This is a genomic window from Saccharospirillum mangrovi, assembly GCF_003367315.1.
In the GTDB taxonomy this organism is placed as follows: Bacteria; Pseudomonadota; Gammaproteobacteria; order Pseudomonadales; family Natronospirillaceae; genus Saccharospirillum; species Saccharospirillum mangrovi.
In genome coordinates, this window is the sequence record NZ_CP031415.1 from 3229165 (window position 1) to 3244727 (window position 15563).

Consider the following 15563-nt stretch of genomic DNA (forward strand, 5'->3'; position numbering starts at 1 on the left):
CCGTGCCTGGCCTGAATGGCCTGAGTCTCGGGGTTAACCGCTTTGCGATCGCACGCTTTGAAGACGTCGTTCGCCCCGGCGAACTCAAACCCCCAAAGACCGAGGAAACGGACATGAAACACCTGCTCAAGCCCCTGGCTCTGACTGCCCTGACGGCCTTCGCCGCCGCCAGCGCTCAAGCCGACATCAAATGGGACATGCCAACGCCTTACGCCGACGGCACCCACCACACCCAGAACATTCGCCAGTTTGCGCAAGACATCAGCGACGCCACCGATGGCGAGCTGAACATCGTGGTGCACTCCGGTGCCTCCTTGGTGAAACACCCGGAAATTCACCGCGCCGTGCGCTCCGGCCAGGTGCCGATTGGTGAAGTGTTCATGGGTTTACTGGGTAACGAAAACCCGCTCTACCAAGCCGACAACATTCCCTTCCTGGTGACCAGTTTCGATGGCGCCAAAGCGCTGTGGGACGCCACCCGTCCGCAAGTGGAAGCGGCGCTGGCCGACCAAGGCCTGCAATTGTTGTACGCCGTGCCATGGCCCCCGCAGGGTTTTTACACCAAGGAACGCATCACCAGCGGTGCCGACTTTGACGGCATGAGAATGCGCGCTTATAGCGCCTCGACCTCACGCATGGCCGAATTGCTTGGCGCCACCCCGACCACCGTCCAGACGCCGGAAATTCCGCAGGCGTTCAGCACCGGCATCATCGAAGCCATGGCGACCTCACCGACCACCGGCGTCTCCAGCCAGGCCTGGGATTACACCGATTACTACCTTGATGCCCGCGCCTGGATTCCGAAAAACATGGTGTTTGTGAACGCCCGTGCGTTTGACCGCTTGTCGGCGCAGATGCAACAGGCGGTGCTCGAAGCCGCCGCCGCCGCCGAAGCGCGCGGCTGGGAAATGGCCGTGGCCGAAACCGATAGCAAAACGGCGGAACTGGCCGACAATGGCATGACCGTGTACACGCCGGACGCCGACCTCGCCGCCTTCCTGGCCGACGTTGGCGCGACCATGACCAACGAATGGTTCGAGCAAATGGGTTACGACGACACCAACCCCATTGCCGACATTATCGGTCAGTAAGTTCGCACCTGTTTCACTAAGGTCACACTTGTTTCACTAAGGTCACACCGCGGGTCGCACTGCGATCCATTGTCTCACGGGGCCAGACCGGCCCCGATTTTTTAACGGAGCCATCGCCATGTTCCAACGAGTGCTCAACGGCCTCTATGGATTCGGCCTGGTGCTGTCGGCCGCCAGTCTGGTGTCGATCGGCCTGCTGATTCTGGCGCAAATTGTTGGCCGCTGGTTCGGCGTCATCGTGCCATCGGCGGAAGATTTCACCGGCTTTTTATTGGTCTCGGTGCTGTTCAACGGCCTGGCTTACAGCTTTCGCCACAACGCTCACATTCGCGTGGTGTTGCTGCTCGAACGGCTCGGCCCGCGCCGCCGTCTTGTCGAACTGTTCGGCCTGACTTTATTGCTCGGTCTGACCGGCTATCTGACCGTCGCTTTCACCCGCTTTGTGCTGGAAACCTACGCCTTTGGCGATCTGTCCACTGGCATGGTGGCGGTGCCGTTGTGGATTCCGCAAAGCGCCATGGTGTTCGGCATGGCCTTATTTTGTCTGGCCGTTTTAGACGATTGGTTGCGTTGTTTGCGCGGTCAAACCCTCAGCTACGTTCTCGCCGAAGCCCACGGCGAAGGCGCCGAATAGAGACCGCCTTATGGACCCGATCACCATTTCCCTGATCCTCGTCGTCACGCTATTTATTCTGCTCAGTCTGGGCGTTTGGGTAGCGGCGTCGCTGTTCATCATCGGCCTGCTGGCGTTGGTGCTGAACGATCAATTCGCCATTGGCATGGTCACCGCTACGTCAACCTGGGGCGGCAGCGCTTCCTGGACATTGGCGGCGTTACCGCTGTTTATCTGGATGGGCGAAATTCTGTTTCGCACTCGCCTGTCGGAAGATTTATTCAACGGCCTGGCGCCCTGGCTCGATAAAATTCCCGGCGGTTTATTGCACGTGAATGTGCTCGGTTGCAGCTTGTTTGCTGCCGTCTCCGGTTCGTCTGCGGCGACCACAGCGACCGTCGGCAAGTTCAGCCTGAAAGAACTGAAAAAGCGCGACTATCACGAGTCGATGGCGATCGGCACGCTGGCCGGTTCCGGCACGCTCGGCTTTCTGATTCCGCCGTCGATCATTCTGATCGTCTACGGCGTCTCGGCCGAAGTCTCGGTGTCGCGTTTGTTTATGGCCGGCGCGCTGCCCGGTCTGATGTTGGCGGGGTTGTTTATCGCTTACGTCGTGCTCTGGTCGTTGCTGAACAAAACCAAAGCTGCACCGTTGGGCGAGCCGATGAGTTTTGTTGAAAAACTGAAGCAATCGCGGCGTTTATTATCCATCGCCACGCTGATCACTTTCGTCATCGGTTCCATTTATTTGGGCTGGGCGACGGCGACCGAAGCGGCCACGCTCGGCGTTTTGGGTTCGCTGATTCTGGCGCGACTGTCGGGCAATCTGAACTGGGCGTTATTTAAAGAATCTTTGATCGGCGCGACGGGCATGTCGTGCATGATTTTGTTGATTCTCGCCGGCGCGCATCTGCTCACTGTGTCGATGGGCTTTCTGCGCATTCCCGCCATGCTGGCCGAGTTCGTCGCCAGCCTGGATTTATCGGTCGCGCTGTTGTTAGTCGCCTTGACGATTTTGTTCGTCATCCTCGGCTGTTTTCTCGACGGTATTTCCGTTGTTGTGTTGACCACCTCGGTGATTCTGCCGTTGGTCGAAGCCGCCGGCATCAACTTGCTGTGGTTCGGCATTTATCTGGTGCTGGTGGTCGAGATGTCGCAGATTACACCGCCGGTTGGTTTTAACTTATTTGTTATCCAGTCGCTGACCGGAAAAGACATCTTCACCGTCGCCCGTTATGCGCTGCCATTTTTTATGTTGCTGATTTTAGCCGTGGTGCTGATCACTGTGTTCCCACAGATCGCGCTCTGGTTACCGACCGTTTTGAATAACTGATTTTCGCGGAGAAATTTTTAATGACGACGCACAGCCCTGCATCGAACGCCTGGTCTTTCTGGGTCGATCGTGGCGGCACCTTTACCGACATTGTTGCGCGCCAACCGGATGGCGAACTGGTCAGCCATAAACTCTTGTCCGACAACCCGGCGCAATACCGCGATGCCGTTATTCAAGGCATTCGTGATTTGATGGGCCTGAAAAAAGCCGCCCGCATTCCGGTGGAAAACATCGACGCCATCAAAATGGGCACTACCGTCGCGACCAATGCGTTGCTCGAACACAAAGGCGAACCGACGCTGTTATTAACCACGCGCGGCTTTGCCGATGTGTTGCGCATCGGTTATCAATCGCGACCGGATTTATTCGCCATCAACATCGAATTGCCGCAGATGATTTATGCGCGCGTCGAGGAATTGAACGAACGTCTGGATGCACAAGGCGCGGTGTTAGAGGCGCTCGATCTGAAACACGCCCGGTCAGTATTACAGGCGGCATTCGACGACGGCCTGCGCGCTTGCGCCATCGTCTTGATGCACTCGTATCGCAACGGCAACCACGAACAACAGGTGGCAGCGCTGGCGCGTGAAATCGGTTTTACTCAGGTGACCGCATCGAGCGAAGCCAGCCCGCTGATGAAAATAGTCAGTCGTGGCGACACCGCCGTGGTCGATGCGTATCTGTCGCCGATTCTGAAAAGCTACGTCAATCAGGTTGCCAGCGAGCTGGACGATTTCGTCGACGAACCCGGCCGCTTGATGTTTATGCAATCCAACGGCGGCCTCACCGACGCGCAACTGTTCAACGGCAAAGATGCCATTCTCAGCGGCCCGGCCGGCGGCGTAGTCGGCATGGTAAAAACCGCCGAACAAGCCGGCTTCGACAAACTGATCGGCTTCGACATGGGCGGCACTTCCACCGATGTCTGCCATTACCACGGCGAATACGAACGCGCCTTTGAAACCAAGGTCGCCGGCTTTCGGTTGCAGACACCGATGATGTCGATTCACACCGTCGCCGCCGGTGGCGGTTCGGTGTTGAGTTTCGATGGCAGCCGTTTCCGCGTCGGCCCGGAATCCGCCGGTGCCTTTCCCGGCCCAGCCTGTTATCGCAATGGCGGTCCATTAACCGTGACCGACTGCAACGTCATGCTCGGCAAATTGCAGCCGGATTATTTTCCCAAAGTGTTTGGTCCCAATGCCGACCAGCCGCTGGATGTTGCAGCGGTCGAACGCGGCTTTAAAGAACTCGCTGCCGACATCGAACGCCAAACCGGCCAGCACTACACACCCGAACAAGTCGCTGAAGGTTTTCTGACCATCGCCGTCGACAATATGGCCAACGCCATCAAACACATTTCGACACAACGCGGTTACGACATTCAGGATTACGTGCTCTGTTGTTTCGGCGGCGCGGGCGGCCAACACGCTTGCCTGGTGGCCGAAGCGTTAGGCATGAAGAAAGTCTTTTTGCATCCGTATTCCGGTGTGCTGTCGGCTTACGGCATGGGCCTGGCCGACGTGCGCGATGTCAGCGAAATCAGCGTCGAACAACCGCTCAGCAACGCCAGCGTTGCCGCCTTGCAAACTCAGCAAACTGAACTGGCACAAGCCGGAAAAAATAAACTGATCGCTCAACGCGTCGCGGCTGAAGACATCGAAACGCTGGCGCGCGTGCACGTGAAATATCAGGGTTCGGATACAACCTTGCTGGTGCCGTTTGGTAACCGCGCCGACATTCAAGCCAGCTTCGAAGCCGAACACCGGCAGCGCTTTGGTTTTATTGCTGAGCAAACGCCGTTGATTATCGAAGCGCTGCAAGTCGAAGCCGTTGGTGGCGGCAGCGAATTGAACGCCAATCCGACTCCCGAAGCAGCAGCCAGTTCCGATCCAAACCCTCACGATCTCACCACCGGCGGCGAGCGCTATCAGGTGCCGTTTTATCAACGCGATCAATTGCAGGTCGGCCGCGCCATTGCCGGGCCGGCGGTGATCATCGAAACCACAGCAACGCTGGTGGTCGAACCCGGCTGGCAGGCGGTACTGACAGCGAACAACGACATTCTGCTGGAACAGGTGAGCCGCACGCGTAACACCGCGCCCGACACCACCGAGGCTGATCCGATCACGCTGGAGATTTTCAACAACCTTTATATGCACATCGCCGAGCAAATGGGCCTGGTGCTGCAAAACACCGCCACCTCGGTGAACATCAAAGAACGGCTGGATTTCAGTTGTGCGATTTTCGACGCCGACGGCGAACTGGTCGCCAACGCGCCGCACATGCCGGTGCATTTAGGTTCGATGAGTCATTCGATTAAAGCGGTAATTGCCAAGAACACGGGCCAGATGCGTGAAGGCGACGCCTACATGCTCAACGACCCCTACAACGGTGGCACACATTTGCCCGACATCACTGTGATCAAGCCGGTGTTTATGGACGGCGCTGTGGCGTTTTACGTCGCCTCGCGCGGCCACCACGCCGATGTCGGTGGCATCAGCCCCGGTTCGATGCCGTCGGATTCCAGCCACATCGAACAGGAAGGCGTGCTGCTCGATAACGTCAAGGTGGTTGAAGGCGGCGTCTTCCAAGAAAACTTGGTGCGTGAACTCTTTACCGGCGCGCGTTACCCGGCGCGCAACGTTGACGTCAACATCGCCGATCTGCGCGCGCAACTCGCCGCTTGCGAAGCTGGCATGCAGGCGTTGCACGGCGTGGTGAAACAGTACGGTTTGAACGTGGTCAGCGCGTACATGCGCCACGTGCAATTCAACGCTGAAGAAAGTGTGCGCCGGGTCATCGACGTACTCAGCGACGGCGAGTTTGAGTACCCGCTCGACGACGGCTCCAAAATCAAAGTCGCCATCTCGGTCGATAAAACCCATCGCGAAGCCACCATCGATTTCACCGGCACCAGTGCCCAGCACCCGCACAATTTCAATGCGCCGTTAGCTGTTACACACGCGGCGGTGTTGTACGTGTTCCGCTGTCTGGTCAACGATCAGATACCGCTCAACGGCGGCTGTCTGCGGCCGCTGAACATCATCGTTCCCGACGGCTGCATGTTGAATCCGGTCTATCCGGCGGCAGTGGTGGCGGGCAATGTGGAAGTCTCGCAGGTGGCTGTTGATGCGCTGTTCGGCGCACTCGGCGTTGCGGCTGCCTCCCAAGGCACGATGAACAACCTGACCTGGGGCAACGATACGTTTCAGTACTACGAAACCCTGTGCGGTGGCAGCGGCGCAACGGCCAAATCCGACGGCGTCAGCGCGGTGCACACCCACATGACCAACTCACGGCTGACCGACCCGGAAATCCTCGAATGGCGCTTCCCGGTGCGCCTGGAAGAATTCCGCATTCGTCAGAATTCCGGTGGCAAAGGCCAACACAATGGCGGCAACGGCGTCACCCGACGCATTCGCTTTCTGGAAAAAATGGACGTCAGCATCCTGTCGAACCGCCGCGAAGTACCGCCCTACGGCATGAACGGCGGCGAACCGGGACAGGTCGGTCGCAATACGATCGTTCGCGCCAATGGCGCCGAAGAAACCCTGGCCGGCAAAGCCAGCGCGGTGTTAGACAAAGGTGATCAATTGCGGGTGGAAACCCCGGGTGGTGGCGGCTTCGGCAAGCCCTAACCCGACCTGCACTTTACCACCCTAACCACCTAACGGAGCATTGATCCTGGGTGGCTTTGTTGGCAGGCGTCTGTCGCCATGGATGGCGACAGCCGAGCCTACATGGATGTACTTGCGGCGTCCTGCCAACAAAGCCGCCCAGGGTCGATGCGTCCTACATCAAAACCTGATGACACAACATCCCCACCATAAACCCCAACACCGCCCCTAAAGGCGGCGTCCAATGGCGGTTCATCCGCGCCTGCGGGGCGATGTCCTGAAACACCAGATACAGAATGCCACCGGCGGCAAACATCATAATGCTGGCGGTTACTGAAGAGCGTTCCTGCAACAGGAAATAGCCGAGGCTGGCGACCAATGGGCCGAGAAAACTGAGTGCAAAAAAGATCACCAGAATCGCCTTGATGCGCAGCCGGCGCTGGTTCTGGCGTAACTCGCGATACGCATTAAAACCTTCCGGTACATTCTGGATACCGATCATCAACGCCAGCAACAAACCCAGGCGCGGGTTGTAACCGAAAACGGCACCCAGGCTGATCGCTTCCGGAATGTAATCCATCAACATGGCCATCAATTGCGCCATCGACCCCTGGCGCTTGGACAGCCAAATATCCATCCAGCAAAACACACAACCACCGGCAATAAACACCAGCGCCAGATGCAGCGCGCTTAAATCCTTGATGCCTTCCGGCGTCAACGCAAAGGCCACCGACGCCAACAAAATACCGCCACCAAAGGCGATAACGCCGTGAATGATTTCGCGCTTGAGCTGGTTTTCGCGAAAGCGTTCCAGGCCGGCAATGAGTGCACCGAGAAAGGCACCCAAACCCGACAGCCAGGCAACCAGCAAGATGTTAGGCAGCGTCGCGTTCATAACCGTCCTTTATGGGATGTTTCGCTGAGCATGCACCTAAAACACCAACGCCTGATTGCGCTGCATCAATGTGCTGCTTCCCAGGAATCACCGACGCCAACGTCGACAATCAACGGTACATCTAAATGCGCGCAATGCTGCATTCGGAAACGGATGCCGTCGCACACCGCTTCGAGTTCGTCTTCGGGTACTTCAAACACCAGTTCATCGTGCACCTGCATGACCATGCGCGCTTTATAACGACTGCCGTGCAACCAGTTGGCGACGTCGACCATGGCGAGTTTGATGATGTCGGCGGCGGTGCCTTGCATTGGGGCGTTGATCGCCGTGCGTTCGGCGGCGCGGCGCAGCATTTGTTTGCCGGCGTTGATGTCGGGCAAATAAAGACGGCGGCCATAGAGCGTTTCCACGTAGCCGGTTTCGGCAGCTTCGGCGCGGGTTTCGTCCATGTAGCGGCGCACGCCAGGGTAGCGTTCGAAGTAGGTGTTGACGTAGGTCTGGGCGTCGGTGCGGCTGATGTTCAGTTGCTTCGCCAGACCGAAGGCCGACATGCCGTAAATCAGACCGAAGTTAATCGCTTTGGCCGAGCGGCGTTGTTCGCTGCTGACGTCGGCTTCGGCCAGGCCCATGACTTCGGCGGCGGTGGCGCGGTGAATGTCGCGGCCCTCACGAAAGGCGGTGATCAAATTCGCGTCCTGCGACAGGTGCGTCATGATGCGCAATTCAATTTGCGAATAGTCGGCGGCGACGATTTTCCAGCCTTTGGGTGCGACAAAACCGCGCCGAATCGAGCGGCCTTCTTCGGTGCGCACGGGGATGTTTTGCAGGTTCGGATCGGTCGATGACAAACGCCCGGTTTGCGCGCCGGTCTGGTTGTACGAGGTGTGCAAACGACCGGTGCCGTCTTCGACCGATTCCGGCAACGGGTCGGTGTAGGTGCCGACCAGTTTCGACAGGTGCCGATACTGCAAAATCAACGTCGGTAATTCATAGCCCTGTTGCGACAATTCGGTCAGCACTTCTTCGTTGGTCGATGGCGCGCCGCTGGCGGTTTTACTCACCACCGGCAGCTCCATTTTCTGGAACAGAATTTCACCCAATTGTTTCGGCGAACCCAGATTAAATTCGGTGCCGGCCAGTTCGTGGCATTGTTTTTCCAACTCGGCTAACCGCGCTTTGAAATCGTGACTGAGCTGGCGGATGTAGGCGGTGTCGAGCAGGGTGCCGTTGTCTTCCACTTCGGCCAGCACTTTCGACAGCGGCTGTTCGATGTGTTCGTAGACGCCGGATAATTCACGGTTGCTCAAGCCCTGGTCGAGCCATTCGCCAAGACGCAACGTTAAGTCCGCGCGTTCGGCAAACCAGGGACCGATTTCGGCCGGATCGGCCGCGGCAATTGGTAGCTGTCGCTTGCCGAATTTACCGAGAAAATCTTCGATGGTTTTGGTTTCTACGCTGAGGTATTGCAGGAATAAATTGTCGAGACTGAGGTGGCTGAAATGATTACTCAGACGATTGTCGCGGCGCACCGTGCTGTCGTAGACGAACGCCATCAACAACGTATCGCGACCCAAATGGCTGGCTTTGAGTTGGCGCGGGTTCAATACGTGCCACAGCGATTTGAAATCGTAGCCGGTTTTGCGCACCGCGTAGCTCGCTAAACGCGGCCCTACGGCGTCCCACAATTGCGCTTCAGTCAGCGTCTCGCCCTGCTCGGCAATTAATGGCACGTAGGCGCCCAAACCCGCTTTGGCGGCGAGCGCCAGACCGACCAGATCGGACTGGTGATAATGGCCGAGTTCGCGCACCGCCAGCAGTGCCAAATTGCCACTGGCGTCGGCTTCTTTGAGAAAACTTTCCAGCGCTTCGACCGAGGTTAACACCCGGTAATCGGTTTCTTTCGGCGCTTCCAGACTGGGGCGGGAGTCGGCTTTTTTCGCGCCGTTGTTTGAGCCGTTTGACGCTGCGGTTTGTTGTGCGGCTTTGTCGGCGGCCGGATCTTCGTTTTCGCCGGTCAGTTCGCGAATCCAGGTTTTGAATTCGAATTGGCGATACAGCGCCAGCAGCGCTTCGGTGTCCGGGTCGGCCGGGGCCAACGCATTCAAGGTGACGTCCAGTTCGACGTCGAGTTTGATCGTCGCCAACTCGTAACTGAGATAAGCCTGATCGCGATGTTCTTCGAGTTTGGCGGCCATGGTTTTGGCGCCGCGAAAATCGAGGTCGGCGACTTTATCGAGGTTGGCGTAGATGTCGTCCAGGCCGCCCAAACCCTGAATCAACGCCAGCGCGGTTTTCTGGCCGACGCCGGGCACGCCGGGAATGTTGTCGACCTTGTCGCCCATCAGCGCCAGGTAATCGATCATGCGCTCGGGCGGGAAACCGTATTTGTTGTTGACGCCAGGAATGTCGAGCGTTTCGTTTTTCATGGTGTCGATCAGCGTGACGTGTTCGCTGACCAACTGCGCCATGTCTTTATCGCCGGTGCTGACGATGCACTCCAGCTTGTGTTCGGTGGCCTGGCGCGCCAGCGTGCCGATCACATCGTCGGCTTCGACGCCGCTGATCGACAACAACGGCAAACCGAGCGCGCGTACGATGGTGTGAATCGGTTCGATCTGTTCGGCCAGTTCTTCCGGCATCGGCGGCCGGTGGGCTTTGTAGTCGGGGTACATTTCATTGCGGAAGGTTGGGCCTTTGGCGTCGAACACCACGGCGATGCAGCTGTCCGGGTATTGATCGACCAGACGCCGCAGCATGGAAATCACGCCTTTGATGGCGCCAGTCTGGCGGCCTTCGGAATTGGTCAGCGGCGGCAGCGCATGAAAGGCGCGGAACAGGTACGAAGAGCCATCCACCAATACGACGGGGCCGGTTTTTGTGTCTGCCATCTGTGCGGTTTCCCAAATCAATCCGGCGGGCATGTTAACACGCTCACTCAGCGCTTAGGGACTCAAGGCTGGGCCGCGCGCCTTACGCCGTTTATACTCGCTGTCCCTTGGTGCCCGACGAAACCGTATGTCTGTTTTTACCGAGCTTTCGCGCTCCGACATCGAACAACTCCTCGACCAATACACTCTGGGTCGCTACGGCGATCATCAGGGCATCTCGGCCGGTACCGAGAACACCAACTATTTCATCGATACCAACCTCGCCCGCTTCGTGCTGACCATTTTCGAAAAGCACAGCGCCGAGGAACTGCCATTTTTCCTGTCGCTGGGCGAGCATCTGCACGACGACGATTGCGCCGTGCCGCAGCCGTATCGCACCGCCGAGGGCAATCTGCTGACCACGCTCAAAGGCAAGCCGGCGGTGATATTCGAGCGCGTTATCGGCCAGCACCATCAAGCCAGCCCGAAACACGCTCAGACGCTCGCCAAGGCGCTGGCGAGCATTCACCGCAGCACGGCCCGCTTCAACGGCCAGCGGCCGCACAGCCACGATGCCGGCTGGATTCGCGCACAGGCGGCGGTGTTAGCGCCCGGTTTTGCGGCAGCCGATCAGGCGTTGCTCAATGAAGCCGTGGCGGCACTCGACGACCTGCCGCGCCATCTGCCGCGCGGCGTGATTCACGGCGATCTGTTTCACGACAACGCTCTGTTCGACGGCGATGAACTGGCCGGCATCATCGATTGGTATTTCGCCGGTGAAGACGCCTACGCGCTGGACATCGCCATCTGCCTGATCGACTGGTGTCTGAATGCTCAGGGCGAGTTGGACTGGCAACAAAGCTGCGATTTCGTGCGCAGCTACCATCAGCAGCACCCGCTGGAGGCAGAGGAAATCGCAGCGCTGCCAACCCTGGTGGTACAGGCCGCGACGCGCTTCTGGCTGAGCCGCGCACTGGCGTTTGACGACACCGCCGACCCCAGCCAGATCACCATCAAAGACCCCGGTGCCATGAAGGCGCTGGCGCAACAGGCGCTGGCGCAGCGTTCGAAATTCGGCGAGATGTTGCTTCTGGCGCTAGACTGAACGTCCAAGGGCGGTCAAAAACCGCTCATTCGACGCAGTAAGCTCACAGGAAGACTGAATGCAACGTGCCACTCTGAATGCCTCCGTTACCCCCAAAGGCAGCCTGGAAGTGCTGTCCCAACGTGAAGTTCACAAGCTCAAATCGGTCGAATTTGGTCACTACGAACTGTTTCGTCGCTGCGCGCTGGCGATTCTCAACACCGGTTCGGACAGCGACAACGCCAAGACCATTCTGGAAACCTACCCGGATTTTGAGATCGAAATCGTCCAGCAGGATCGCGGCATCCGGCTGAATCTGCACCATGCCCCGGCGGACGCTTTTGTCGATGGCGAGATGATCGCCTCAACGCGCGAAATGTTGTTCTCGGCGCTGCGCGACATCGTTTACACCCAGAGCGAAATCGAAAGCAAACGCCTGACGCACGACAGCGGCGACGGCATCACCGATTACGTGTTTCATTTATTGCGCAACGCCCGGGTGCTGGTGCCGGCGCAGGAACCGCGCATGGTGGTGTGCTGGGGCGGCCATTCCATCGGCCACGAAGAATACGAATACACCAAGGACGTCGGCCACGAACTGGGCTTGCGCGGTCTGGACATCTGCACCGGCTGCGGCCCGGGCGCGATGAAAGGCCCGATGAAGGGCGCGACCATCGCCCACGCCAAGCAGCGCATTCGCCATGCGCGTTATCTGGGTTTGACCGAACCGGGCATCATTGCCGCCGAAGCGCCGAACCCCATCGTCAACGAGCTGGTGATTCTGCCGGACATCGAAAAACGCCTCGAAGCCTTCGTGCGCGTCGGCCACGGCATTGTGATTTTCCCCGGCGGCGCCGGCACCGCTGAAGAGTTGCTGTACCTGCTCGGCATTCTGCTGCACCCGGAAAACGCCGAGCTGCCGTTTCCGCTGGTGCTCAGCGGCCCGAAATCGGCCGAGCCGTATTTCCAGCAACTGCACGATTTCATCGCCCGCACGCTCGGTTACGCCGCCCAGCAACGCTATAAGATCATCATCGACGACCCGGCCCAGACCGCGCGTGAGATGGCGCAGGGCATCAAGCGCGTCCAGGAATTCCGGCGTGGCAAGGCCGACGCCTATCACTTCAACTGGCAATTGCACATCGATCTGGAATATCAGCGTCCGTTCGAGCCGACACACGCCAACATGGCCAAGCTGGATTTGCGCAAAGATCTGCCGGTGCATTTGCTGGCCGCTAACCTGCGTCGGGCGTTCAGCGGCATCGTGGCTGGCAACGTCAAAGAACAGGGTATTCGCCTGATTGAAGAACAAGGCCCTTATGATTTGCACGGCGATGCCGACATTCTGGAACCGCTGGACGATTTGCTCGAAGCCTTTGTACGCCAGCAACGCATGAAATTGCCGGGCAGCGACTACATCCCCTGTTATCGGGTGCGTCGCTGAGCGCGCTATTGGGAAACCCCTGTGGTCACCGTGCTCCGTTCTGTCATCCTCCGCCCGTTGTTTGGTGCGGCCCTGAGTCTGGCTGTGTTTTCCAGCCCGGCTCAGGCGCACGATCATGCACCGCCGCTGTTCTGGCAGGGTGAGGATCGGCTGTGGCTGGACGGTCACCTGGAGGTTGCGGTGCAGCGTTCCGATCAACCACCGGGCGACGACGACTGGGTGGCGCTGCAAGCGCTGGAAGCGTCGCGTTTTACCGGTCAGGACGTACGGCTGCATTTCCGCGCCAAGCTGCACAACGCCACCGACACCACCACCAAACTGTGGCTGCATCTGGATGAGTCCACGCTCGACTACATCGACCTGACGCTCGGCGGCCAGCACTGGCTGACGGGCGATCACCTGCCGTTCGATACCCGCCCGATTCACCACACCAGTTTTCTGTTTCCGGTGGTGTTGCATCCCGGCGAAACCCAGGCACTGAGCGGCTGGATTGAAAGCCGGCAGATTCGCTTGCCGATGTCGGTGTGGGTGCCCTCGGCCTATCTGCACTGGGCGGAAAAACGCACCATCCGCAACGGCCTGTTTTTCGCCACCGTCATCGTGCTCGCCAGCCTCTGCTTAGTGACCTACGGCGCGACGCGCATTCCGGCGTATCTGGGCTTTGGCTTGTTCAATCTGGCGGCGATGTTGTTTTTCCTGCAGGTGTTTGGCTACGGCTTTCAATATTTGTGGCCGCGGGCGTTGGGCGTCAATTACGTCGCCGGGCCGTTCAGCACCTATTTGCTGGCGCTGAGTTTCGGCTGGATGGCACCGACCATGCTTCGCGGTCGCACCCATCAACCGCGACTGTCGGGAGTGATCAAAGGCCTGTTGCCGGTGCTGGTGATTGGCGGGCTGATTCTGGCAATCGTGGCCGAGCGCACCTGGCTGATTCAGTTCGCCATCTATTGGCTATTCGTCGTACTGGTGCTGATCGTGGCCATGCTGGTGATGGAAATTCGTGGCGGTTCGCGACGCGCCCGGTTGTTCGCGCTGATCTGGGCACCCATGCTGATGGCGGCGCTGGCGCTGCTGCTCGCCTGGCTCGATTGGATTCCGTACACCGACGCGCTGATTACGCTCTGTCTGGCCGGCCTCGGTATGACCAGTCTGGGCTTTTTCGTGCTGCTCGGTTTTCAGTTGCGACAATCGATTCTGCGTCGGCAGAAAGTCGAACAGGAATCGCTGGAACTGAAGACGGCTCAAGCCGACCGGTTGGCACAGGAAGTGGCAGAACGCACCCAGCAACTGGCCGAAAGCAATCGTCGTTTGCGTCAGATGGCGTTAACCGATCCGCTGACCGGCCTGCCCAACCGGCGCCAGTTGGACGATTTCGGCGAACTGCACCACCGCCTGGCGCGCCTGACTCAGGCCCGGCTGCACGCCGCCATCTTCGATCTCGACCACTTCAAACAGGTCAACGACAGCTACGGCCATCCGGTGGGCGACCGCTTCTTGCAGACGGTCGCCAACACCTTGGAACAGGTGCTGTTGACGCCATCCACGGGGCCACGGCTGGTAGCGCGGCTGGGCGGTGAGGAGTTTGCGTTGGTGTGTTACGGCCTCGACGACGCCGAGTTGCCGTCGTTGCTGGAAGCCGCGCGCGACGCCATCAGCCGGATCCGCATTGACGAAGCGCCTGACGTGCAACTGACGCTCAGCGTCGGTTGGGCCGGGGGTCAGGCTGATCAGCCACTAACGCAGATTTTCCGCCGCGCCGACCAGGCGCTGTATCGCGCCAAAGACGCCGGTCGCAACCAGGTGGTAGCCGCCTCAGTCGGCGACTGACGGTTCCAGCCACGGCAACATGGGCTGAATGGGGACGCTGAGCGCGTCAATCATGCTGTCGGGGTAATGGCCGCGATAATACTCAGCCAGCGTGCCGTCGGTTTTCATGGCATCGAGCGTGGCTTGCCAGGCGGCGACGGTGGCGTCTGGCACATCGAGCGAAAACGCCAGATACAGGTAGCGGTATTCCAGGCTGTACGCGAGTCGCAGCGCCGACTCGTCCAGACCGGATTCGAGCAGATATGGTCGATGGCCGATATCGCTGGTCAGCCACAACTCCACCCGACCGTGCTGCAACATGCGCAAGCATTGGTCCGGCTGCGCTGGCCGCTCCAGGTTGGTGAACCCCAACTCGCTCAATTGATTGCCGCCTGAACCGCCCAGGTAGGCGCAGATACCTTGAACCTGACGGGCGTCGTCCAGGCTGTTCACGGCCACATCGCTGTCCGCACGGGCGTATAAACCCGACACCACTCGCTTGATCGGCCCCACCCATTTGAACCGGGCTTCGCGCTCAGCGGTGCGGGCGGTTTCAAACAAAACAATATCCGGACCTTCCTGCGCCAGCGCATAGGCTCGCGCCCACGGCAGCAAGGTTATGTCGCCCTCCAGCCCCTGACGTTGCATCAGTTCGCGCACCATGTCGGCGGTGGCGCCGGTGACGCGGCCGTCGGCGCCCAGGTATTCACCCGGCGGCGAATGTTCGGTCAGCACTTGCAAGCTCACTGGTTCGGCCGCTGCCAGTGCGGGTAGGACCGCCATAAACAGCGCCATACGTCGCCAGACGTGCAT

General features: G+C 59.1%; 10 protein-coding genes. 7 read left to right on the plus strand and 3 right to left on the minus strand.

The features are described 5' to 3' along the window. Positions 1–113: 113 nt before the first annotated feature. The 4 genes from DW349_RS15105 (at position 114) to DW349_RS15120 (ending at position 6675) form a co-directional block, all read left to right on the plus strand. Positions 114–1091, plus strand: a complete 978-nt coding sequence (locus DW349_RS15105; protein WP_108124366.1) for a TRAP transporter substrate-binding protein — start codon at positions 114–116, stop codon at positions 1089–1091. Positions 1092–1209: 118 nt separating this feature from the next. Beyond that, positions 1210–1725, plus strand: coding sequence for a TRAP transporter small permease (locus DW349_RS15110; RefSeq protein WP_108124019.1), 516 nt, complete (start codon positions 1210–1212; stop codon positions 1723–1725). Positions 1726–1735: 10 nt separating this feature from the next. Next, positions 1736–3037 (plus strand): TRAP transporter large permease, encoded by a 1302-nt coding sequence (locus DW349_RS15115; RefSeq protein ID WP_108124020.1) that lies wholly within the window; start codon positions 1736–1738, stop codon positions 3035–3037. Positions 3038–3057: 20 nt separating this feature from the next. Next, entirely contained in the window at positions 3058–6675 is a 3618-nt protein-coding gene (locus DW349_RS15120) for a hydantoinase B/oxoprolinase family protein (protein WP_108124021.1), read from the plus strand. A gap of 154 nt (positions 6676–6829) precedes the next feature. Here the strand turns inward: DW349_RS15120 and DW349_RS15125 are convergent, their stop codons facing one another. Together DW349_RS15125 and polA are read right to left on the minus strand one after the other, a co-directional pair. Beyond that, on the minus strand, positions 6830–7549 hold the full coding sequence (locus tag DW349_RS15125; RefSeq protein ID WP_108124022.1) for a ZIP family metal transporter: 720 nt from the start codon (positions 7547–7549) through the stop codon (positions 6830–6832). 65 nt (positions 7550–7614) lie between these two features. Then, positions 7615–10437 carry a DNA polymerase I gene (gene polA / locus DW349_RS15130; RefSeq protein ID WP_108124367.1) on the minus strand — a complete coding sequence of 941 codons (2823 nt, stop codon included), beginning with the start codon at positions 10435–10437 and terminating at the stop codon, positions 7615–7617. Between the two features lie 127 nt (positions 10438–10564). On the opposite strand from polA, the gene DW349_RS15135 reads away from it, so the two are divergent. Genes DW349_RS15135 through DW349_RS15145 form a run of 3 tightly spaced genes read left to right on the plus strand, consistent with a single transcriptional unit; the run spans position 10565 to position 14771 of the window. Continuing rightward, positions 10565–11521, plus strand: coding sequence for a homoserine kinase (locus DW349_RS15135; protein ID WP_108124023.1), 957 nt, complete (start codon positions 10565–10567; stop codon positions 11519–11521). 58 nt (positions 11522–11579) lie between these two features. Beyond that, entirely contained in the window at positions 11580–12944 is a 1365-nt protein-coding gene (gene ppnN / locus DW349_RS15140) for a nucleotide 5'-monophosphate nucleosidase PpnN (protein ID WP_108124024.1), read from the plus strand. Between the two features lie 21 nt (positions 12945–12965). Then, on the plus strand, positions 12966–14771 hold the full coding sequence (locus DW349_RS15145; RefSeq protein WP_108124025.1) for a sensor domain-containing diguanylate cyclase: 1806 nt from the start codon (positions 12966–12968) through the stop codon (positions 14769–14771). On the opposite strand, the gene DW349_RS15150 is transcribed toward DW349_RS15145, so the two are convergent. After that, entirely contained in the window at positions 14757–15563 is an 807-nt protein-coding gene (locus tag DW349_RS15150; protein WP_108124026.1) for a substrate-binding periplasmic protein, read from the minus strand. The two genes, DW349_RS15145 and DW349_RS15150, sit on opposite strands and share 15 nt — an antisense overlap.